We start from the raw sequence: 22,293 nt of genomic DNA on the forward strand, positions 1-22,293 counted from the left end.
GCTTAGGTTAGCCTTACCTGCATCGCTACGTTCCGGGAGGGGCATCTGATGCTGCCAGCCAGACCCACCCGCGCCGGTGTGCTCGTGCTTCTCGCCGGGCTGCTCGGCGCGCTGTCACCGGTCACCGCCGCCCACGCGGCGGACCGCACGGTCGCCGGCGGGCGCCTGGACTGGGGCCTCAAGTCCTCCTTCCAGCGCTACGTCACGGGGCCGATCGCCCAGGGCAGTTGGAGCCTCCGGCAAGGCGCCGCCACGGTGGGCGAGAGCCAGTTCCGCTTCCACTCCGCCAAGGGCTCCTACGACCCGGACAGCGGCTCCTTCAGCGCCGCGTTCTCCGGCGGGGTGCACTTCGTCGGGCACCGCAAGCCGAGCGGCGCGTACGAACTCGACCTGAGCCTCAGCCGCCTGACGGTGCGTACCTCGGGCAACGGCACCGGCACCCTGTACGCGGACATGGTGAGCAAGGCCAAGGCCACCGGCAAGGTGACCAGCGCCAGCCAGGTCCCGTTGGCATCGCTCGACCTGTCCCGCGTGAACATGCGCGGCGGCGGCACCGCCGTCGTCCTCCAGTCCATCCCGGCCACCCTCACCGCCCGCGGCGCGCAGGCGTTCGCCGGCTACTACACGGCCGGCACCCCGCTCGACCCGCTGAACCTCTCGGCCGACATCGCGCCCGGCGCGATGGACGACAAGGGCGGCAAGCCCGACCAGGACAAGCCCGCCGACGACGCCAGGAACGGAGACCAGGGCGACGCCAAGGACGACGCCAAGAGCGACGCCAAGAAGGGGGACAAGGACGGCGACCGGGCCACGGGCGGCGGGAGGATCGAGGACGCCGCCGTCGACTGGGGCGTGCGCCGCACCTTCCGGGAGTACGTCACCGGCCCCATCGCGAAGGGGCGTTGGAGGCTCACGGACGGGGCGCGGGACGGCGGCGCGCTGTTCCGCTTCCCGGCCGGCAAGGGCAGTTACGACCGCCGCACCGGGTCCCTGGACGCCACGTTCACCGGCCGTACGCACTTCACCGGGGCCCGTCTCGACCTCGCGCTGAGCGGCGTACGGGTCCAGGTCGCCGACGGCCTCGGCACCCTCGCGGCCGACGTCACCACCGACGGCGCCACCCGCCGCGACGTCCCCCTGGTCACCTTCGACGCCGCGGCCCTCAAGGCGCCCACGGCCAAGGACGGCCTGGTCACGGTGGCGGAGGCGCCGACCAAGCTGACCCGGCAGGGCGCCGAGGCGTTCGGCGGCATGTACCGGGCCGGCACCGCGATGGACCCGCTCTCGCTGGCCGTGGCCACCGACGCGGACGCCACCCTGCCGCCCCTGCCCGACCTGGGCAGCGAACCCACGGCCACGCCACGGCCGGAGCGCTCCGCGACGGCGGTCGCGGCGCCGGCCGACTCCGACGACGGTCAGGCCGCCGACGACTCGGCCGGGCCCTCCACGCCGGCGCTGGTGACCGGCGGCGCCGCGCTGCTGGCCGCGGTCGCGGCGGCCACCGTGCTCGTCGTCCGCAGGCGCCGCACCGCCGCGGCCAGCACGCCGACCGACACCGACGGCGCGCCCGCCGGCGGTTGACGACCCCGGCGCCCCACCAGCCCCGGTCCGCGCGGCCCCGCCGCGCGGGCCCCGTACCCCCCACGCGAGAGCCCCCGAACGGGGCAGCCGCGCGACGGGCGACCGGCCCTCACCGGCTCGCCCCGCCGCACGGCCCAGGCCAACCCGGCCCGTGCACGCCGGGCGCCGCCCACCACGCAACGGGCCCGGCCGCATCCCCCGGCGGCCGGCCCCACCACCCATTCGAGGAGAGATCTGACGATGTCCGCCACCCACCCCGCACCTCGCGGAGCGCGACGTACCACGGTCGCGCGGACCGCCGCGATAGCCACCGCCGCCGCGCTCGGCGCCGCCGCGCTGAGCCTGCCGGCGTTCGCCGCCGGCGACGGCGGCGACAAGCCGGCCGGGCCGCCGAAGCTGGAGCTCAAGAACGGCACCCTGGACTGGGGTGTGAAGGAGAGCTTCCGCAAGTACGTCGCCGGGCCCATCGCCGGCGGCAAGATCACCGTGTCGGACGGCGCGAAGCAGGCGGCGGGCAACGGGCCGTTCACCTTCGTCGACGGCGCGGGCACCTATGACACCGGCACGCACGCCGTCAACACCGCCTTCAAGGGCGCCGTCCGCTTCACCGGCCATGAGGAGAAGCTCGACCTCAGGCTGAGCGACCTCAAGCTGAGCACCGAGCGGACCAAGGGTGCGATCACGGCCGACGTCAGCTCGAAGGACATGAAGACCGGCAAGGTCACCAACAGCGACGACGTGCGGCTCGCCGACCTGGACCTGACCAACGTCCGGCCGGGCCAGGGCGCGGGCGGCGCGATGGTCTTCGCCAACATCCCGGCCAAGCTGACCGAGGACGGCGCCAAGGCGTTCAGCGGCTTCTACGCGGCCGGCGACGACCTCGACCCGGCCACGCTCACGGTCACCCCCGGCGGCCCGGTCAAGCCGGAACCGACGGACAAGCCCACCGACAAGCCCACGGACAAGCCGACCGACAAGCCGACGGACAAGCCCACCGACGAGCCCACCAACCGGCCGACGGACAACCCGACGGACACCCCCACGAACCAGCCCACCGACCAGCCCACGTCCAAGCCGACCAGCGACCCCACCGGGCAGCCCGGGGTCAGCGGCGAGATCCACTCCGGCAACCTCGACTGGGGCGTGAAGGAGAAGTTCCGCACGTACGTCACGGGACCGATCGCGAGCGGCAAGGTCGAACTCTCCGCCGGTGCCAGGAAGCAGGGCGACGTCTACCGCTTCCCCGACGGCAGCGGGAAGTACGACGCGGACGCCAAGTCGCTGGACGCCAAGTTCGCCGGCGCCGTCCGCTTCACCGGCCACCAGGGCAAGCTGGACCTCAGGATCAGCGACCTGAAGGTCAAGGCGCACGGCGCCCGGGGCACCCTCGTCGCCGACCTGTCCTCCAAGGACATCAAGACCGGCAAGGTCACCCGCAGCGACGACCTGACGCTGGCCGACCTCAAGCTGCCCGCCGGCGGGCTGACCGGCACCGACAAGGTGATCTCCCTCAACAACGTCCCGGCCACCCTCACCCCGGGCGGGGCCAGGGCGTTCGCGGGCTACTACGAGGCCGGTGAGGCGCTCGACCCGATCAACCTCGCCGTCTCGCTGGACAAGGACGCCAGCCTGCCGGGCGGCACCGCCGGCTCCGGCGGCACCTCGGGCTCCGGCACCGGCGGCGCGGGCGGCACCGGCGGCACGGGCTCCGGTACCGACGCGTTCGGCACCGGCGGCGTGACCGGTGGCGACGGCGGTGGCGGCAGCACGGGCGGCTCCGGCTCGTTGGCCGCCACCGGCGCCGACGTGCCCACCGGCGTGCTGCTCGGCGCCGCTGGCGTGCTCGTCGCCGGCGGTGGCGCGGCGGCCTTCGCCGTCCGCCGCCGGGCGGCGGCCACCCCCGCCCAGGGCTGACCCCGCACCGCGCCCGGCGCGCGCGAACCCGCCCCCCCACTCCGCGCCCGCGTCCCCGGCCCCGGCCGGTGGGCGCGGGCGCGCGGCTGCCCCCGCCCCGACCACCGTCGCGAAGCCACTCGCCCGAGGGCGGTCGCGGCGGTAGGGTTTTACCGACAAGTCGTCGGGAAGTCATTGACTTAGGCAAACCTAAGTAGACAGAATTGCCGGTGGGGCCGCCCGCGAAGCGGGTGTATCCCGTGTTTTCGGCTTTTCATGTCGCTTTTCGGCATGCAGGGCCCGCTCGCTCACGTCCCATCGGCACCCGGAGGTCCGTCTTGGACGCCGCACCCGCACCCGAGCCGTTCTCCACGGTCATCCGCACCGCCTCGCACGCGCAGCACACCGAGGCCGAGACCTCGATGTTCATGAGCGCCATGCTCGGCGGCCAGCTCGGCGTGACCGCCTTCCGGCGGTACACGGAGCAGCTCTGGTTCGTCTACCGGGCCCTGGAGAGCGGCCCGGCCACGCTGGCCGACGACCCGGTGGCGGGCCCGTTCATCCGGCCCGAGCTGGCTCGTACGGCCGAGCTCGAGCGCGACCTGGCCTTCCTCGGTGGCCCCGACTGGCGCGCGGGCCTGGAGCCGCTGCCGGCCACCGCGGCGTACGTGGCGCGGGTCGAGGAGTGCGCGCGGCGGTGGCCCGGCGGGTTCGTCGCGCACCACTACACGCGCTACCTCGGCGACCTCTCCGGCGGCCAGATCATCCGTGGCACGGCCGAGAAGACCTGGGGCTTCGAGCGCAAGGGCGACGGCGTGCGGTTCTACGTCTTCGAGGAGATCGGCAACCCGGCCGCGTTCAAGCGCGAGTACCGGGCGCTGCTCGACGCGCTGCCGGTGGACGACCTGGAGAAGCAGCGCGTCATCGAGGAGTGCAAGCGGGCCTTCGCGCTGAACACCGGGGTCTTCCGGGAGCTGGGCGAACTCTTCGGCACCGACGGCCCGGGCGCGCTCAGCGCCTGAGCCCCGCCGCTCCACGACGCGAGCCCGCCGCCCCGTGAGGGGGCGGCGGGCTCGCGTCGTGGTCCTCGTCGCGGTGGTGGCCGCGGGCCGGCAGGCCGGTGTCGCGTCAGGGCAGGGTGAGGATGTCCGCCCCGGTCTCGGTGACCACGAGCGTGTGCTCGAACTGCGCGGTGCGCTTGCGGTCCTTGGTGACCACGGTCCAGCCGTCGTCCCACATGTCGTACTCGTGCGTGCCGAGGGTCAGCATCGGCTCGATGGTGAACGTCATGCCCGGCCGGATCTCGGTGGTGTGGTGCGGGCTGTCGTAGTGCGGCACGATCAGGCCCGAGTGGAACGACGTGTTGATGCCGTGTCCGGTGAAGTCCCGCACCACGCCGTACCCGAAGCGCTTGGCGTACGACTCGATGACGCGCCCGATGATGTTGATCTGCCGGCCCGGCCTGACGGCCTTGATGGCCCGCGCCAGCGACTCCCGGGTGCGCTCCACGAGCAGCCGCGACTCCTCGTCCACGTCGCCGCACAGGTAGGTGGCGTTGTTGTCGCCGTGCACGCCGCCGATGTACGCGGTGATGTCCAGGTTCACGATGTCGCCGTCGCGCAGCACGGTCGAGTCGGGGATGCCGTGGCAGATGACCTCGTTGACCGAGGTGCACAGCGACTTGGGGTACTTGCGGTAGCCGAGCGTGGACGGGTACGCGCCGTGGTCGCAGAGGAACTCGTGGGCGACCCGGTCGAGTTCGTCCGTGGTGGTCCCCGGCACGATGTGCCGCGCGGTCTCTTCCAGCGCCTGCGCGGCGATGCGCCCGGCGACCCGCATCCGCTCGATCGTCTCGGCGTCCTGCACCTCGGGGCCGGTGTACGGGGTGGGGGCGTCCTTGCCCACGTATTCCGGCCGCGGAATGGCGGCGGGGACGGTGCGGAGGGGGGAGAGCTGCCCCGGGACTAGAAGCGACTGGCCAGACATGCCAGCGAGTGTATCCAGGACCCATCGGGCACCATGGCGGCAAGTGAGCCAGCACACGTGAAGGCGGTGCGGTGGAGACATCTGAGGAAGGCGAGGCACAGATGGCGCTGTTCTCGAAGGGCACGCCCGGCAAGCCCGGCGAGTGGTACTACTGCGTGCGCCACGGGCGCGTGGAGGAGGGCCCCGAGTGCCGGGCGGCCGACCGGCTGGGCCCGTACGCCACCCGCGAGGAGGCGGCCCAGGCGATCGAGCACACCCGGGACCGCGAGCGCGACTGGCAGAACGACCCGCGCTGGAACGACTAGCGCCGCGCGCCGCCCGGTCCCGGTCGTGGCCGTCGGCGGGGCGGGTCAGCGCACCGGCCACGCGCCCGGCGCCCGCGACTTGGCCCATGATCCCGGCCCGCGTTTGGACCACGGAGCGGGTCAAGGGCGCGACTAGCGTCGCCTCCGTGAGCAGCGCGGGGACCAGCCCGGCTGTGGGGAGGAGAGTGGCCATGAAGGCGATCAGGGTGCGCGACCGGGCGGCCGGGACCGGCGGGCTGATGTACGAGGAGGCCCCGTACCCGCACGCGGCCGAGAACGACGTGATCGTCCGGGTGCACGCGGCCGGCTTCACACCCGGCGAGCTGGAGTGGCCGGGCACCTGGACGGACCGCGCCGGCCGCGACCGCACGCCCTCCGTCCCCGGCCACGAGGTGTCCGGCGTGGTGGCCGAGTTGGGGTACGGCACCACGGGCCTCACCGTCGGCCAGCGGGTCTTCGGGCTGACCGACTGGACGCGCGACGGGACGCTGGCCGAGTACGTGGCCGTGGAGGCCCGCGACCTGGCGCCACTGCCGGCGTCCGTCAGCCACTTGGAGGCCGCGGCGCTGCCGATCTCCGGGCTCACCGCCTGGCAGGGACTCTTCGACCACGGGCGGCTGGTGGCCGGGCAGAGCGTGCTGGTCCACGGCGCGGCCGGCGGGGTCGGCAGCATCGCGGTCCAGCTCGCCCGCGATGCCGGGGCCCGGGTGGTCGCCACCGGCCGCGCCCGGGACCGGGCCACGGCCCTGGAACTCGGCGCCGACGTCTTCGTCGACCTCGACGGCGAGCCGAACGGCGCGCGGGACGGCGAGCGGAGTGGCGAGCGGGGTGGCGACGTGGGCGGTCAACTGGCCGACGCCGGACCGGTGGACCTGGTCCTCGACGTGATCGGTGGTGAGGCGCTCGAACGCTCGGCCCGCCTGGTGCGACCCGGCGGCACGCTCGTCACGATCGCCGCGCCGACCACGGTCCGCCCCGAGGGCGGGCGGTCGGTCTTCTTCATCGTCGAGCCCGACCGGCGCCGCCTGGCCGACCTCGCGCGACGGGTCCAGGACGGGCGGCTGCGGCCCCTGGTGGGCACGGTCTACCCGCTGGCCGACGCTCCCACCGCCTTCACCGCCCGCCGCCACACCCCCGGAAAGCCCCTGATCCAGGTCGCCGACGCGCCGGCGGCGGGCTGAGGCCGCGCCGCGCGGGCGGGGCCCGGCGCGGTCGCTCGGGGCCGGCGCGCCGGAGCGGAGACCGGGGCGGAGACCGGGGCGTACTCCCGGACGCACGCGCCGAGCGGAGGGCTGAGAGCTGCCGCGGAGTCGCGCACCGACCGGTGAGCGGTCGGTGCGGACCCGGTCTACGAGTTCGCGGTTTGGCGAGAGGTGATCCGGATCGCGCGACCGACGGCGCGGCCCACCGCGTTGCGCACCGCGAGGCCCGGCCGGGTGCGGGGCACCATGAGCCTGGAGAGCGGACCGACGCGTCGCTGCCGTGGGCCCACCTCGCGGCGGAGCCGCGACTCGTAGGCGGCGAAGGCGCGGGCGTGGTCGCCGGGGTGGGCGGCGAGTTCTTCCGCGAGGGCGTACGCGCCCGCCATCGCCATGCTGGACCCGTCGCCCAGCAGGGCCGTCGCCGCCGCCGCGTCCCCGAGGAGTACGACCCGTCCGCGGGACCACGAGGGCATCCGGACGGTGGTCAGGCGGTCGAAGAACGGAGCCGGGTGGTCGAGGAACGCGGCCACGAGTTCCGGTGCCCGCCACCGCACGTCGGCGTAGGCGTCGGCCACGGTCTGCTGGTGCAGGGCGATGTTCTTGCGGTCGTGGAACGCCAGTCGCGCGGCCCGGAAGGTGAAGATCGCGAGCGGGGTGGTCCGCGAGGGGTGGACGACCAGCATCCGGTTCGGCACGGTCAGCATCGTCATCTCGCTCGGGTCCTCGACGGCGTCGGGTTCCAGCGGGACGGTCGCGCCGTACAGGCCCAGGTCGCTCGCGAACTGCCGCTCGGGTCCGAATACCAGGCGCCGTACGGTGGAGTGCATCCCGTCGGCACCGACGACCAGGTCGAAGCGCCGTGGCGCGGACCGCCGGAAGGTGACGTCAACTCCTCCTCCGTCCTGGTCGAGGGCGGTGACGGTGTCGTCGAACAAGAACTCGGCCTCGGCCTGCGCCGACCGGTGCAGCACCTCGGACAGGTCGGCCCGGGTCACCTCGACCGTCGGCGCCTTGTCCGAGGCGAGCGGGAGTCGCAGGACGCGCCTGCCGCCGGGGTCGAGCAGGGTCAGTGACCGGTTGCGGGTGGCGAGCCCGCGGAGCTGCGGGAGGACGCCCATGCGGTCGGCGACCGGGATCGCGGGCCCCTTCACGACGATCGCGCTACCACCGGAGCGCAGTTGCCGGGCGTGTTCGACGACCGTCGGCCGGTAGCCGTTCCGGGAGAGCCAGTACGCGAGTGCGGGCCCCGCGATACCGGCACCGACTATCAGCACCTCGGGCTTCTTCATGACGATGACCTCTCGGAGTGTCGATGACCAGCCATCCCCGGCGAGTGCCGGCCCTGGTCTCGGGGAGCGGCGGCACGGGGTAGCGCGATCGGATCAGGTACGAAGAATTTCGTACCTCAGTGGAGCACACCTTTCAGGTACGATTCAAGTCGTACCTGGAGGAGGTGGCGCGTGGCCGGGAAGAACCTGGTCGGCCCGGAGGCCGACGCACTCGATCTGGGCGCGGTGTTTCGCGCCCTCGCCGACGAGCACCGTCGTTCGGTCATCACGCGGTTGGCCGCCGACCACAGCGACGGCGAGCGGGGCTGCAACTCGTTCGATCTTCCGATCTCGAAGCAGACCCAGACCCACCACTTCCGCGTCCTGCGCGAGGCGGGTCTCGTTGACGAGATCGACTACGGCAACCGCAAGGGCATCCGACTACGACGCGCGGACATCGAGAGGAGGTTCCCCGGGCTGCTCGCGCTCCTGGGAGCAGAGCCCCCGGGTGGTACCGCTCCTCGCTGAGCGCGGACGGGCACACCGGAGGGGAGTCCGGGTCGGCCCTGAGTCGCGAGCTCGACCGAGTCCAGCCCGCGCCCGGTTCGCGGGTAGCCGAGCACGACGCGGAACTGGATCGCGTCGGATCGGACAACCCGGCCCTGAACGCCTGGCTTGAGTTCCGGCGCCGGACGGCGAGGAGGAGTGAGCGGGTTCGGGGCATCCGCCGAGCGCGGGTGGGGCCCGCGACGGGCGGGGCACACCGCCCGCCCCCGCACCGCCCGCCGCGCACGCCTCACTGCGCCGCCGGGCTCGCCTCGCCCGCCTCACGTGCCTCGCGGGCCGCCCGCACCTTGAGGGCGTGCGGGTTGGTCCGGGAGTCGTACGCCATCAGCTTCGGCAGCGAGGCCGCCAGCAGCCCGACCGCGGCCACGCACGCGACGCCGCCCGACCACACCGAGGTCCGCACGCTCGTCAGCGCGGCCATCGAACCGGCCCTGACCTGGCCGAGCTGCGGGCCCGTCATGTACGAGAGCAGCTCGATGCCGGCCAGCCGGCCGCGCAGCTCGTCCGGGATGGTCTGGTTCCACAGGGTGGACCGGAACAGGCCGCTGATCATGTCCGCGCCGCCGGCCACCGCCAGGCACAGCAGTACGAGCCAGATGTTGGGCAGCGCCCCGGCCGCGGCCATGGCCAGTCCCCACAGCGCGGCGCCGGCCGCCACCATGCGGCCGTGCCGGTACACCCGCGAGGTCCAGCCGCTGGTCAGGCTGACCAGCACGGAGCCGACCGAGCCCGCCGCGTACATCAGGCCGAGCGCCCAGGTCGCGTCCAGGTCGTCGGCGAGGAAGGGGAAGATCGCGTTCGGGTAGGCGAAGAACATGGCGACCATGTCGACCGCGTAGGTGCCAAGGAGTTCCTTGCGCTGCCACGCGTAGCGGGCGCCGGCCCAGATGCCGGCCAGCGAGGGGCGCTGCGCGTCGTGCGCGGGCGGCGCCGCCGCGAGCCGCACCGCGAGCAGCGTGGAGACGACGAAGGTCAGCAGGTCGAGCCCGTACGCCACGGGCAACCCGGCGAACGCGACGATCAGCCCGGCGACCGAGGGCCCGACGATGGCCGAGAGCTGCCAGCGGATGGAGTTGAGCGCCGCGGCGGCGGTGAGCTGGTCGTGCGGGACGATCCGGGCCATCAGGGCGTCAAGGGCCGGTTGCTGGATGCCGGCCAGCGCGCTGGTCAGCCCCGCCACCACGTAGAGCAGCCACAGCATCGGGTGCGGCAGCAGGCTGTTGACCAGCAGCAGGACGGTGAGGACGCCGAGGCCCAGCTCGGTGAGGAGGATGAGCGTGCGCCGGTCCATGGCGTCGGCGAGGGCGCCGCCGTACAGGCCGAAGACGATCAGCGGTACGAGTTGCACGGCGCCGATCGCGCCGACCGCGAAGGCCGAGCCGGTCAACTCCTTGACTTGCAACGGCAGCGCGATCATGGTCAGGAAGCTGCCGAAGGAGGTCACGGCGCCGGCCATCCAGATCAGCCGGAAGTCCCGCGAGGAGCGCCACGGCGACAGGTCGGGCAGCAGCGCCCGTACGCGCCCGCCGGGGCGCGGCGGCTTCCCGCCCGCGGCCTCGCCGCCCTCGCCCGCGTCCGCGCCCGGGTCGCCACCGGCGGGCCGGGGGATCTCGGCGGCCCCACCGGTCTCGACAGCCTCGACGGGGGAACGATCAGCATCTGCCACGTCGGGCTGTTCGGGATGGGTCACGAGAGGTCATCGTCCGCCGACCAGCGAACACGGGCAACCGAATATCGATCGACCTCGCACACGGCCGGCGCGAGGTCGGGCCACCCTCGTGTCACGGGCTCCGCCGCCGCTCCCGCGCCGCCGCGCGCCCGCCGCACGCCTGAACGGTACCGGCCCGTGCCTCGGCGCCCGCCCCGCGCCTGAGCGGTACCCGCCTCGCGCCTCGGCGGTCGCCGCGCGCCTCAGCGCCTGTCGCGCGCCGAGGCCCCCACGTACGCGCCGTACAGAAGCTGGGCCGCGCCGACGAACATCAGTACCACGCCCACCTTGCGCAGCGTGATGACCGGGGTGTGCACGTCCGCGGTGAACAGCCACAGGGCCAGACCGACCACGGCCGTCGCCGCCCCCTCGACCAGGTGCTTGACCACCGGCCGGCCGCCCTCGCGCGCGCTCCGCCACTTCTCGTACATCCGTACGCCCCTCTCCTCGCCGGTCCCCGCCGGCACGCATCTCTGGTGCGCCGCGCGAACGGCGCTCGCCGAGGGGCGCGCGTCACCCGTTCGCGCGCCGTCCGGCGGCCCTTCGGGCGAGCCGTGCCGGCGACTCGTTCGCGGCACGCGCCGACCGGTCCCGACCGGTGTCGGGCCGGGTGCGCGGGCGCCCCCTTCACGCCGTTCACGCTAGGTCTCGGCAGGCGCCCGCGCCTCGACCCAGGGCACGAGAACGCGACCGGTATGACTGCATCCTTTGGCGGAATCGCTCAAGCTGCGTTGCTAACTGTTCATGTGCCGTGTCTTGACGCTCTGTAAGGCGCTCCTTATGGTCACCGCACACAAGGGACGTCCTACGTCCTGTCGTTGGCGCTCGATTGCACCGGGGCATCGGGAGGGTCTGATGGCAAGCGATATGACGGCGTACAAGACCTACGAAGTGTCCGTCCCCTTCCGCGCCGGCACCGATGGGTACGCGAGCTATCGGATTCCCGCGCTGGTCGTCACGGACCGGGGCACCGTGCTCGCCTTCGCCGAGGGGCGGGTGGCCTCGTCGGCCGACTGGGGCGACATCGACCTGGTGCTGCGGCGCTCCGCCGACGGCGGGCGGACCTGGGGCCCGCTCCAGATCGTCAGCCGCAACGGCGACGGCACCGCGGGCAACCCCGCGCCGGTGGTGATCGACGGCGGCCGGATCGTCCTGGTGCAGGTGCACAGCGCGGCCGGCGCCACCGAGGACCGCATCCGCCGCGGCGAGGTCTCGCCGGCCGACGGCCGGCGGGTGTGGGTCCAGCACAGCGACGACGACGGCGCGACCTGGTCGACCCCGCGCGAGATCACCGAGCACGTCAAGCGCCCCGAGTGGCGCTGGTACGCCACCACGCCCGGGCACGCCCTCCACCTGCGCCACGGAGCGCACGCCGGGCGCGTCGTGGTCCCGGCCAACCACTCGCTGCCGCCCTTCGGCGCCGACAGCGGCACGGAGGGCAAGTACAACGGCGGCCACGACCTGCTCAGCGACGACGGCGGCGCGACCTGGCGACTGGGCTACGTGGACGACAACCCGGACGGCTACGTCAACGTCAACGAGACGACCGCCGCGCAGCTCCCGGACGGCCGGGTCTACTTCAACACCCGCACCGACGCCGCCGCGCCCGGCAACCGGGCCGACGCCTACTCGACCGACGGTGGCGCCTCGCTGGTCAAGCCGTTCCGCCCGCAGGCCGGCCTGGTCACGCCCGTCGTCCAGGGCAGCGTCCTGCACCTGGACCGCCCCGGCGCGCCCGGCGGCGGAACGTTGCTGTTCTCCGGGCCCGCGACGCCGGACTACCGGGCCCTGATGACCGTGCGGGCCAGCGACGACGGGGGCGTCACCTGGCGCACGGCGCACACCGTGGACGGCCTGCCGGCCGCCTACTCCGACCTCGCGCGACTGGACGACGACACCGTCGGACTGCTCTACGAGACGGGTGACTTCAGCGCCTACTCGACCCTCACCTTCCGCCGCGTCCCCGTGGAGGACCTGACATGAGCCCACGGGGACCCGGTCGGCGCGCCGTCGTGGGCGCGGCAGCGGCGGCGGCCGGGGCCGCGCTCGCGGGCTGCGGCGACGACGGCCACGAGGTCAGGGAGCGCAGGAAGGGCGAGAAGATCACGCTCAACTTCTGGTCCTGGGTGCCGGGCATCGAGAACCCGGTGGCGCTGTGGAACGAGCACCACCCCGAGGTGCGGATCAACCTGGAGAAGGTCTCGGCGGTGGGCGGCGCCCAGTACGCCAAGATGCACGCCGCCGTGAAGGCCGGCGACGCCCCCGACCTCGCCCAGATAGAGTATTCGGTCGTCCCCAGCTTCCTCCTCGACAACGCCCTGGTCGACCTGTCGGCGTACGGCGGCGACCGCTACCGGTCCCGCTTCGTGGGTTGGCAGTGGCAGCAGTCGGTGTACGGCAGGTCCGTGTACGCCATCCCGCAGGACTCGGGCCCGATGGGCCTGTTCTTACGCCAGGACCTGTTCGACGAGTGGCGGATCAGGACGCCGCGGACCTGGGCCGAGTACGCGGACGCGGCCCGGGCGGTGCGCAAGCACGGTGCCTGGATCGAGACCTTCTCGGCCACCAACGGCAACCGCTTCGCCGCCCTGGCCTGGCAGGCCGGCGGGCGCTGGTTCGGCACCCGGGGCGACACCTGGACCGTCGCCATCGACGACGCGCCCTCGCTCAAGGTCGCCGACTTCTGGAGCAGGCTCGTCGACGACGAGCTGATCAAGACCATCCCGGACCGGCAGAACGCCTGGTACAAGGACATCCAGACCGGTGACATCGTTTCCTGGCTGGGCGCGAGCTGGGGCGACGCGCTGCTGACCGGCAACGCCCCCGACACGGCGGGCAAGTGGCGGGCCGCGTCGCTGCCGCAGTGGAAGCGGGGCGAGAACGCGCAGGCCAACTGGGGCGGCTCGACCACCGCGGTGTTCACCGACTGCACCTACCCCAGGGACGCGCTGGCCTTCGCCGTGTGGCTCAACTCCGCCCCGGAGGCCGTCCAACTGCTGATCAAGGGCGGCTACGGCTTCCCCAGCGCCGTCTCCGGCTACAGCACCGCCGACCTGGAGGGCCGCCGGGAGTTCTTCGGCGGCCAGCACTACAGCCGGATCTTCATCGAGGCCGGCAAGGCCGTGGACACGAGCTGGAAGTGGGGTCCCACCGTGGACACCCTCTACCAGCGGCTCGGCGACGCGTTCCTGGAGGCCATCGGGGACGGCACCGCCTTCCGCTCGGTGCTCAGGAAGGTGCAGGGCGAGACCATCGAGGACCTCAAGGACAAGGGGCTCAAGGTCGAGGCCGGCCAGGGCTCGGCCAGCGGGTGACCCACCGGCGCGCGGGGTGCCACCGGTGCGCGGGGCGCCCACCGCCGGGCCCCCGCCCCGCCCGCCAGGCCCGCTCCCCCGCGCGTGACCCCGGCCGTCCGCTCGCCGCCCGCAGACCCCGCCGGACTGCCGGTCGATAGGAGTACCGCAACGTGAAGCGACCCACCCGCACCGAGGCCCGCAACGCCCGCGCGGCCTTCGGCTTCCTGCTGCCGTTCCTCGCGGTGTTCCTGCTCTGCTTCATCGCGCCCATCGGCTACGCCATCTACCAGAGCCTGCTCAAGGTCGAGCGGCCCGCTCCGCTGGGCATCGGCGGCCCGACCAACGAGGTGTGGGCCGGCCTGTCCAACTACAGCCACGCGCTGGAGGACGAGCGGTTCATCAACGGCTTCGGTCGCGTGCTCCTGTTCGGCATCGTCCAGGTGCCGGTCATGCTCGTCTTCGCCACCGCGCTCGCGCTGCTGCTCGACGCCGCGTCCGCGCGCTGGGTCGGCTTCTTCCGCACCGCCTTCTTCCTGCCGTACGGCATCCCCGGCGTCATCGCCTCCATCCTGTGGGGCTTCCTCTACGTGCCCGGCATCAGCCCGCTGGTGGAGATCGCCGACTCGGCCGGCTGGCAGGTGGACTTCCTCGGTCGGGACGCCGTCCTGTGGTCCATCGCCAACATCGTCACCTGGCAGTTCACCGGCTACAACATGCTCGTGCTGATCGCCCAGCTCAAGGCGATCCCCGGCGACCTGTACGAGGCCGCGCGGATCGACGGGGCGAGCGCCTGGCAGATCGTCCGGCACGTCAAGCTGCCGCTGATCAAGCCGGCGCTGGTGCTCACCACCGTGTTCAGCATCATCGGCACCCTGCAACTCTTCGCCGAGCCGATGGTGCTGCGCCCGCTCGGCACCTCCATCGACTCCGGCTACACGCCCAACCTGCACGCCTACAACGAGGCGTTCACCAGCAACAACCAGCACATCGCGGCGGCCGAGGCGGTCCTGCTCGCGCTGGTCGCCTGCGTGTTGTCGTTCGGATTCCTCAAACTCGTCGGCCGGGGTCCCCGGGACGGGAGGGACGGCAAGTGAGTCAGCAACCGCCGCTGCGGCACCGCATCATCACCCTGTCCCTGCTCTCGGTCGCCGCCATCTACTTCCTGGTGCCCGTCTACTGGCTCACCGTCTCGGCCACCAAGGACACCGGCGACCTCTTCGGCACCTTCGGCTTCTGGTTCGCCAACCCGCACCCCGTCGACTACCTGCACGACGTCCTCACCTACGACGACGGCATCTACGTCACCTGGATGCTCAACAGCCTGCTGTACGCCGGCGTCGGCGCGCTGGCGGCCACCCTGCTGTCGGCCGCCGCCGGATACGCGCTGGCCAAGTTCGTCTTCCGCGGCCGAGAGGCGATCTTCAACGTGATCCTGGCCGGCGTGCTCATCCCCGGCACCGCGCTGGCCCTCCCGCTCTACCTGCTGTTCAGCGAGGTCGGCCTCGCCAACACGTACTGGGCGGTGCTCGTGCCGAGCGTCGTCAGCCCCTTCGGGGTCTACCTCTGCCGGATCTACGCCTCGGCCGCCGTGCCGGACTCGCTCCTGGAAGCCGCCAGGATCGACGGCGCGGGCGAGACGCGGATCTTCGGCACGGTGGTGCTGCGGCTGATGAGCCCGGCCCTGGTGACCGTCTTCCTCTTCCAGTTCGTCCACATCTGGAACAACTTCTTCCTGCCGCTGGTCATGCTCAACGACTCCGACCTCTACCCGATCCAACTCGGCCTCGTCGGCTGGCAGGGCTACGCCGACCGGGCGCCGGAGCTGTACCAGTACACGGTCGGCGGCGCGTTCATGTCCGTCATCCCGCTGATGGTGCTGATGGGCGTGCTCCAGCGGTACTGGCGCACCGGCCTGGCCGAGGGCAGCGTCAAGACGTGAGCCGCGACACTACCGGCCAGTAGGGTCTGGCTGGCGCGCGGCTGGCAGGATCGCCGTATGACTTCTCCTGATGACACGAGCAAGGCCCCGGCACCGGCCGGGGGCAAGGCGCCGGCCAAGGACCCGTGGGCGCTGCCCGACGTGTCCGACCTGGTGGTCGGCGTCCTCGGCGGCACCGGCGACCAGGGCCGCGGCCTCGCCTACCGGCTGGCCAAGGCGGGCCAGAAGGTGATCGTCGGCTCCCGCGCCGCCGAGCGCGCGCGGGCCGCCGCCGAGGAACTGGGCCACGGCGTCGAGGGCGCCGACAACGCCGAGTGCGCGCGGCGCAGCGACATCGTGATCGTCGCCGTGCCGTGGGACGGACACGCCAAGACGCTGGAGGCGCTGCGCGCCGACCTCGCGGGCAAGCTCGTCGTCGACTGCGTGAACCCGCTCGGCTTCGACAAGCAGGGCGCCTACGCCCTCACGCCCGACGAGGGCAGCGCCGCCCAGCAGGCCGCCGCGCTGCTGCCCGACTCGCGCGTGACCGCCGCCTTCCACCACCTGTCGGCGGTGCTGCTCCAGGACCCCGACATCGCCGAGATCGACACCGACGTGCTGGTCCTCGGCGAGCGCCGCGCCGACACCGACATCGTGCAGGCGCTGGCCGCCCGCATCCCCGGCATGCGCGGCGTCTTCGCCGGCCGGTTGCGCAACGCGCACCAGGTGGAGTCGCTGGTGGCCAACCTCATCTCGGTCAACCGCCGCTACAAGGCGCACGCCGGCCTGCGGGTCACGGACGTCTGAGCGCCCCGCCCGCCCCGCGCGCCGTACGACCAGCGCGCGGGGCGGCGCACCCGGCCCCGGCGCGGCGCGCGGGTGGGGGACAATGGCGGGGACACACCCCCGCCCCGCAGGAGCCACCGCATGTCCGCCCAGTCCAAGCCCGACCCCGCCCGGCGCATCGCCCTGTACGCGCTCGTCGTGTGCGCCTTCGCCACCGCCGCGGCCGTCGTGTCCTTCGTGAAGGGGAGCTGGCTGGGCGTCGTGTGGGTCCTGTTGGCGGGGCTCACCAGCAACCTGTGGTGGATCTACCTGCGCAAGGTGCGCACCGAGCGGGCCGCCGCACAGGGCGGGCTCGGCGGACCGCTCCCCAAGTAGGCGCTCACGGCAGGCAGACACTCACGACAGGTAGGCACTCACGGCAGGCAGGCGCTCACCGCGTGGGCTGCTGCCAGGTGGGGGACCAGTCGAAGTCCTCCTTCTGCTCCTGCCAGAAGCGGAAGCTGTCCAGGCCGTACCGCGTCTCGGACTCCGTCACCCCCAGCGCCCGCAGGATCGCGTCCACCGCGTCGAAGAACGCGTGGTTGACCTCGGGAATCCACAACAACCCGAAGGCCATGAGCAGCCCGAACGGCGCGAACGGCGCCGCCTGCCGGCGCACCCCGGACGAGAGCCACGGCTCGATCACCCCGTAGCCGTCCAGGCCCGGCACCGGCAGCGCGTTGATGATCGCCGCGGTGACCTGGAGCAGCGCCAGGAACGCCAGCGCGGCCCGGAACACCGGCGGCGCGCCGTCCAGCCAGCCGAGCCAGAACGGCGCGGTCAGCACCAGTGCGCACAGCGCGTTCGTCAGTGGCCCGGCCGCCGAGATCAGGCTGTGCCGCCACCGCCCCCGGATGCGGTGCCGTTCGATGAAGACCGCGCCGCCCGGCAGCCCGATCCCGCCGAGCACCACGAACAGCAGCGGCAGCCCGATGCTCAGCAGCGGGTGCGTGTACCGCAGCGGGTTGAGCGTCAGATAGCCCTTCGCCCCGATCGACAGGTCGCCGCTGTGCAGGGCCGCGCGGGCGTGCGCGTACTCGTGCAGGCACAGCGAGACGACCCAGCCGGAGACCACGAACAGGAACACCGCGAACCCGGTGCTGCCCGCGGCCTCGGTCCACACCGCCCAACCCGAGACCGCCATGACCGCCACGATCGCGAGGAAGACGGGGCTGACACGCAGGTCACGGCGGGTGGCTGGCGCAGTCATGGGACGCGGCTCCAGGGATGCGGGCGAGGGGTACGGGCGGGTCGGTGCCGGACGGGGTGGCGCGGGGCCCGCGCGCGGCGGTGCCCCGGGCGACGGTAGCCGCGGCCGGGGCCCGGCGCAGCGAAAACGACGCGCGACGGGCACGGGGTTCCAGGCAGAGTGGGCCCGTGGGTACACGCAACGGGGATGTCGGGGGCGCGGGGTGCGGCGCCCGGCCGGCGCGGCGGCGGGTCGCGCCGTGCGCGGGCCGAGGCCGAGGACGGGAACGAGCACACGGGGAGCGCGCCGCGAGAGTGCTCGCGGGAGGTTTCGGAGGAATGCGACAACGCCCCGGCGCACAGCGCCGCATCCAAGCCGACGAACGAGGACCCGTGAACGTCGACAGTTGGCCGTCGACCACAATGGACGACGTGCGCTACGGCATACTCGGCACCACCCAGGCCCATCACGACGACGGCACCCTCGTCGCGCTCGGCGGCGCCCGGCTGCGTGCGCTCCTCGCGGCGCTCGCCCTGCGCCCCGGCCGGGTGTGCTCCGCCGACGCCCTGATCGCCGAGGTGTGGGACGCGGAGCCCGGCGCCCCCGGCAGCGCCCCGCGGCAGGCCAGCGGCGCGCTCCAGGCCCTGATCGGCCGGTTGCGGAAGGCCATAGGACGCACCGCGATCGTCTCCGTGGACGGCGGCTACCTGCTGCGGACCGACCCGGACTCCGTCGACCTGTTCCGCTTCGAGCGGCTCGCCCGGGACGCCTCCGGCGCGCTGGCCGACGGCGACCCCGGCCGGGCCTCCGCCCTCCTCGACGAGGCCCTGGCGCTGTGGCGCGGCCCGGCCCTGGCCGACCTGCCGAGCCGTACGGCGTCCGCGGCGCGGGCCGAGGCGCGGCACCTGGACGCGCGGCGCGACCGGGCCCGGGCCGACCTCGCCCTCGGCCGCGCGGCCCACGCCCTGCCCGCCCTCACCGAACTGTGCGAGGCCCACCCGCTGGACGAGCCGCTGCACGCGCTGCGCATCCGCGCCCTGCGCGACACGGGGCGCGCCGCGGAGGCGCTCGCGGCCTACGAACAGGTACGCCGCGAACTCGTCGACCGCCTCGGCACCGACCCCGGGCCGGAGCTGCGCGCGCTCCACGCCGAACTCCTCACCCCGGACGCCGGCCGCGCCCCGACCGACGGGAGCTGGCCGGCCGGCCCCGGTGGCTCGCCCGACCGCGCCGCCGACCGGCCCGCCCCCGGCCAACTCACCGGCCCCACCCCGCTGACCAGCTACGACCCGCTGCCCGGCCCCGACGCGTCGCCCGGCGCGACCGGACCGGACGACGGCCGCACCGCACGGGACGGGGCCGCCGCCCGCGACGGACAGGGCGACCGGCGCGGCCCCGAGGAACCGGGCCACGGGGAGCCGTCGGGCCGCGTCGACGCGACGGACCGCGCCACCCCGGCCGCGAGCGCGGGCCCGGACGCGGGTACGAGCACGAGCACCAGCACGAGCACGGCCGCGCGGACGGACCCGCGCCCGCACGCGGCCGTGAGCGCGGACAAGAGCCCCGGGCCGGCCGGCTATCCCGCCGCGTACGGCACCGCGGACCGGCCCGTGGCCCCGGCCGCGCCGACCGCTCCCGCCACGCCCACCGCCCCCGCCGCGCCCGGCGCCGCCCGGCCGGTGGGCAACCTGCGGGCGTCGCTCACCAGCTTCGTCGGGCGCGAGCGCGACCTGCACGCGCTGCGCGCGGACCTCGGCGCGCACCGGCTGATCACGCTGCTGGGGCCGGGCGGCTCCGGCAAGACCCGGCTGTCCAAGGTGGCCGCCGCCAGCGTCGCCGACGACTGGCCGGACGGCGCCTGGCTCGCCGAACTCGCTCCCGCGCACGACCCCGACACCGTCGTGGAGACGGTCCTGACGACGCTCGGCGCACGGGAGACCGTCATCCGCAGCACCGCGGCCGAGGGGCTGCACGCCGCGGCCGACCGGGCCGCGCTCGACCCGCTGACCCGGCTCACCGAACACTGCGCGGCCCGCCGCATGCTGCTCGTCCTCGACAACTGCGAGCACGTCATCGAGGCCGCCGCCCGACTGGCGGAGACGCTCCTCGCGCACTGCCCCGGCGTCACCGTGCTCGCCACCAGCCGCGAGCCGCTCGCCGTCCCAGGCGAGGTCGTACGCTCCGTCGAGCCGCTGCCGCAGCCCGTCGCGCTGCGCCTGCTGGCCGACCGGGGCGCGTCGGCCCGGCCCGGGTTCCGGGTCGAGGACGACCTGGCCGCGTGCGCGGAGATCTGCCGCCGCCTCGACGGGCTGCCGCTGGCCATCGAGCTGGCCGCGGCGCGCCTGCGGCTGCTCTCGCCCCGGCAGCTCGCCGACCGGCTCGACGACCGGTTCCGGCTGCTGACCACGGGCAGCCGCACCCTGCTGCCACGGCAACAGACGCTGCGGGCCGTCGTGGACTGGTCCTGGGACCTGCTCGACGCGCGGGAGCGGGCCGTGCTGCGGCGCCTGTCCGTCTTCGCCGGCGGCTGCGACCTGGCCGCCGCCGAGGCCGTGTGCGCCGACGACCCCGCAGGGACCGACGACCCCGCCGGGGCCGGTGTGCCCGCCGAGGCAGGTGTGCCCGCTGGGACCGGCGTGCCGGGCGCCGCCGCGAACGGCGGCGTGGACGCGGGCGTCGACCCGCGCGACGTCGCCGCCCTGCTCGGCTCCCTGGTGGACAAGTCGCTGGTCGTCGCGGCCCCCGCCGAGGCGAGCGGGCCGGGCGTGCGGGAGCCCGGGCCGCATTCCCCGACGGGTGGGCGGGGGGCGCCCCGAGACGCGGGAGCGACCGGGGCGGGCGCCGGCGGGCCGGCCGATCCGGCGTACGACGACGGGATGCGCTACCGGCTCCTGGAGACGGTCGCCGAGTACGCGGCCGAGCGGTTGGACGAGGCGGGGGAGCGGGCGGCCGTGGAGCGGCGACACCTCGTCGCGTACCGCGAACTCGCCCGCCGCGCTGATCCGCTGCTGCGCGGCGCCGCGCAGGGCGGCTGGCTGTGGCGGCTCGAGCTGGAGCACGAGAACCTGCGCACCGCGCTGCGCCGGGCCGTCGCCGCCGGCGACGAGCAGGAGGGGCTGTGCCTGGTGCTGTCCCTGAACTGGTTCTGGCACCTGCGGGATCACCGCGCCGATCTGCGCACCTGGGCGGCGGCCGTGGCGGAGCTGGGGCCCAACCCGTTCCAGGCGCCCGTCACGCCGGCGCCGCCGCTGCTGGCGCGGGCCACCGACGCGCCGCCGCCCATGCCGCCCGACCAACTGTGGGAGGCGCGGCGCAGCGTGCGTCTCATCGGGCTCGCCCTCCTGGAGGGTGATCTGCGCGGGCTGGAAGACCCCGCTTCCCGGGGAGAGTTGCAAGGCGTGGTCGCGGCGTACCGGCCGGGTCTGCCGCAGACCTGCCGGCTGCCGGGCCTGCTGTGGTTCATCGCGCCGCTGGTCGTCGGCGACTCCACGAGCCTGCGCGAGATCGTCGACGCCTCCGTGCGGGTCGGCCGGGAGATCGGCGACCCGTGGGAGTTGGCGTTCATGCTGCAACTGAGGGCCAAGGTGCTCGCCGCCCAGCACTTCGACCCCACGGGCCTGGACCGGGACATCGGCGAGAGCCTGGAGATCTTCGCGCGGCTCGGCGACTCGTGGGGCGCGGCCGAGGCGCTGTCCGGCCGTGGCGCGGCGCGCGAGGAGCGCGGCGAGTACGCGGCGGCGACCGACGACTACCAGGAGGCGATCGGCTACGCCGAGCGGCTCGGCGCGCAGACACAGGTGTGGCTGCTGCGGGCGCGGCTCGCCGGCGTGATGATCAAACGCGCCGCGAGCCCGCGGGAGACCGAGCAGGGCGTGCAGATGCTCATCCAGATCATGACCGATGGCCAGCGCACGAACACCGAGGCCGTGTCGTACGCGCGCCTGCACTACGCCGTGTGGTGCGCCGAAGCGGGCCGCCACGCCGAGGCGCGGGCCCATTTCGAGCACCAGCTCACCGAGTTCGGCGGACGCAGCCACGAGCTCTTCCAGGGAATCATGGAGGGCCTGTTGGCCTGGCTCGACACGTTGGAGGGCCGGCCGGCCGAGGCCCTGCGGCGGCTGCGGGGCGCCCTGGACAAGACCCAGTCGGCGGTGGGCTGGCTGGTCGCGCCGCAGGTGCCGGTCGCCCAACTGGTCACGGGCGCGCACGCGTTGACCGCGCTCGGTGGCACCGACCGGGCGCGCGTCGCCGCCCGGCTGATCGGCGCCCACGACGCGCTCTTCCCGCCCGGCGTGTGCCTCGCCCGGACGCACCAGGCGGAGCGCGCCGAGGCGGAGCGCTCGGCTCGGGCCGAACTGGCCGCGGCACGGTACGAGGAGGAGTACGCGGCGGGCCGCGGCCTCTCCCTCGCGGAGGCCGCGGCCCTGATCTGACGCGTCGCTGACCCGGGCAGGCCACCGGCTCGACCCCCGCGCCGCGGTGTGCGGCGGGCGGCGCCCGACGTCCCCCGTGTGGCCGCCGGGTGCCCTACCCCCGCGGTCGCCGATCGGGAGAC

At 74.1% G+C, this 22,293-nt stretch carries 18 protein-coding genes; 13 read left to right on the forward strand and 5 right to left on the reverse strand.

What is annotated here, in order from left to right:
- Window positions 1-48: 48 nt before the first annotated feature.
- The 3 genes from AC3CHW_RS26310 (at window position 49) to AC3CHW_RS26320 (ending at window position 4,496) form a co-directional block, all read left to right on the forward strand.
- A complete protein-coding gene (locus tag AC3CHW_RS26310) occupies window positions 49-1,581 on the forward strand; it encodes an HtaA domain-containing protein (RefSeq protein WP_488468122.1) in 1,533 nt (510 codons plus the stop codon).
- A 240-nt stretch (window positions 1,582-1,821) separates the two neighbouring features.
- The gene (locus AC3CHW_RS26315) at window positions 1,822-3,495 is read left to right on the forward strand and encodes an HtaA domain-containing protein (RefSeq protein ID WP_488468123.1); all 1,674 of its coding nucleotides are present in this window, start codon (window positions 1,822-1,824) and stop codon (window positions 3,493-3,495) included.
- Window positions 3,496-3,812: 317 nt separating this feature from the next.
- Window positions 3,813-4,496 carry a biliverdin-producing heme oxygenase gene (locus AC3CHW_RS26320; RefSeq protein WP_187060889.1) on the forward strand — a complete coding sequence of 228 codons (684 nt, stop codon included), beginning with the start codon at window positions 3,813-3,815 and terminating at the stop codon, window positions 4,494-4,496.
- Window positions 4,497-4,602: 106 nt separating this feature from the next.
- Here the strand turns inward: AC3CHW_RS26320 and map are convergent, their stop codons facing one another.
- Window positions 4,603-5,460: a type I methionyl aminopeptidase gene (gene map, locus AC3CHW_RS26325; RefSeq protein ID WP_398607885.1), complete on the reverse strand. Its 858-nt coding sequence runs from the start codon at window positions 5,458-5,460 to the stop codon at window positions 4,603-4,605.
- 101 nt (window positions 5,461-5,561) lie between these two features.
- Between map and AC3CHW_RS26330 the strand changes: the two genes are divergently transcribed.
- Window positions 5,562-5,765: a hypothetical protein gene (locus AC3CHW_RS26330; protein ID WP_176165987.1), complete on the forward strand. Its 204-nt coding sequence runs from the start codon at window positions 5,562-5,564 to the stop codon at window positions 5,763-5,765.
- 191 nt (window positions 5,766-5,956) lie between these two features.
- Window positions 5,957-6,946, forward strand: a complete 990-nt coding sequence (locus AC3CHW_RS26335; RefSeq protein WP_488468124.1) for an NADP-dependent oxidoreductase — start codon at window positions 5,957-5,959, stop codon at window positions 6,944-6,946.
- Window positions 6,947-7,113: 167 nt separating this feature from the next.
- On the opposite strand, the gene AC3CHW_RS26340 is transcribed toward AC3CHW_RS26335, so the two are convergent.
- Entirely contained in the window at window positions 7,114-8,256 is a 1,143-nt protein-coding gene (locus AC3CHW_RS26340; RefSeq protein WP_488468125.1) for an FAD-dependent monooxygenase, read from the reverse strand.
- Window positions 8,257-8,427: 171 nt separating this feature from the next.
- Between AC3CHW_RS26340 and AC3CHW_RS26345 the strand changes: the two genes are divergently transcribed.
- The gene (locus AC3CHW_RS26345; RefSeq protein ID WP_488468126.1) at window positions 8,428-8,763 is read left to right on the forward strand and encodes an ArsR/SmtB family transcription factor; all 336 of its coding nucleotides are present in this window, start codon (window positions 8,428-8,430) and stop codon (window positions 8,761-8,763) included.
- A 268-nt stretch (window positions 8,764-9,031) separates the two neighbouring features.
- Here AC3CHW_RS26345 and AC3CHW_RS26350 read toward each other — a convergent pair whose 3' ends face one another.
- Window positions 9,032-10,312: an MFS transporter gene (locus AC3CHW_RS26350; RefSeq protein WP_488471172.1), complete on the reverse strand. Its 1,281-nt coding sequence runs from the start codon at window positions 10,310-10,312 to the stop codon at window positions 9,032-9,034.
- A 401-nt stretch (window positions 10,313-10,713) separates the two neighbouring features.
- Window positions 10,714-10,941 (reverse strand): DUF5708 family protein, encoded by a 228-nt coding sequence (locus AC3CHW_RS26355; protein ID WP_176165985.1) that lies wholly within the window; start codon window positions 10,939-10,941, stop codon window positions 10,714-10,716.
- A gap of 424 nt (window positions 10,942-11,365) precedes the next feature.
- Here AC3CHW_RS26355 and AC3CHW_RS26360 point away from each other — a divergent pair, with 424 nt between their 5' ends.
- From AC3CHW_RS26360 to AC3CHW_RS26385, 6 genes are all read left to right on the forward strand, one after another.
- Window positions 11,366-12,493, forward strand: coding sequence for a sialidase family protein (locus AC3CHW_RS26360; protein WP_488468127.1), 1,128 nt, complete (start codon window positions 11,366-11,368; stop codon window positions 12,491-12,493).
- Window positions 12,490-13,824 carry an ABC transporter substrate-binding protein gene (locus AC3CHW_RS26365; RefSeq protein WP_488468128.1) on the forward strand — a complete coding sequence of 445 codons (1,335 nt, stop codon included), beginning with the start codon at window positions 12,490-12,492 and terminating at the stop codon, window positions 13,822-13,824. The genes AC3CHW_RS26360 and AC3CHW_RS26365 overlap by 4 nt, the downstream gene beginning before the upstream one ends.
- Before the next feature lie 152 nt (window positions 13,825-13,976).
- Window positions 13,977-14,900 (forward strand): carbohydrate ABC transporter permease, encoded by a 924-nt coding sequence (locus tag AC3CHW_RS26370; protein WP_187064229.1) that lies wholly within the window; start codon window positions 13,977-13,979, stop codon window positions 14,898-14,900.
- A complete protein-coding gene (locus AC3CHW_RS26375) occupies window positions 14,897-15,745 on the forward strand; it encodes a carbohydrate ABC transporter permease (RefSeq protein ID WP_176161319.1) in 849 nt (282 codons plus the stop codon). The genes AC3CHW_RS26370 and AC3CHW_RS26375 overlap by 4 nt, the downstream gene beginning before the upstream one ends.
- A 57-nt stretch (window positions 15,746-15,802) precedes the next feature.
- Window positions 15,803-16,531, forward strand: a complete 729-nt coding sequence (gene npdG, locus AC3CHW_RS26380) for an NADPH-dependent F420 reductase (protein WP_398607878.1) — start codon at window positions 15,803-15,805, stop codon at window positions 16,529-16,531.
- Between the two features lie 120 nt (window positions 16,532-16,651).
- On the forward strand, window positions 16,652-16,885 hold the full coding sequence (locus AC3CHW_RS26385) for a hypothetical protein (RefSeq protein ID WP_176161317.1): 234 nt from the start codon (window positions 16,652-16,654) through the stop codon (window positions 16,883-16,885).
- 55 nt (window positions 16,886-16,940) lie between these two features.
- Here AC3CHW_RS26385 and AC3CHW_RS26390 read toward each other — a convergent pair whose 3' ends face one another.
- Entirely contained in the window at window positions 16,941-17,759 is an 819-nt protein-coding gene (locus AC3CHW_RS26390; protein ID WP_488468129.1) for a site-2 protease family protein, read from the reverse strand.
- A gap of 401 nt (window positions 17,760-18,160) precedes the next feature.
- On the opposite strand from AC3CHW_RS26390, the gene AC3CHW_RS26395 reads away from it, so the two are divergent.
- Window positions 18,161-22,171, forward strand: a complete 4,011-nt coding sequence (locus AC3CHW_RS26395; protein ID WP_488471173.1) for an AfsR/SARP family transcriptional regulator — start codon at window positions 18,161-18,163, stop codon at window positions 22,169-22,171.
- Window positions 22,172-22,293 lie beyond the last annotated feature (122 nt).

This window comes from Streptomyces sp. MGP-BFMKR1 (genome assembly GCF_057766585.1).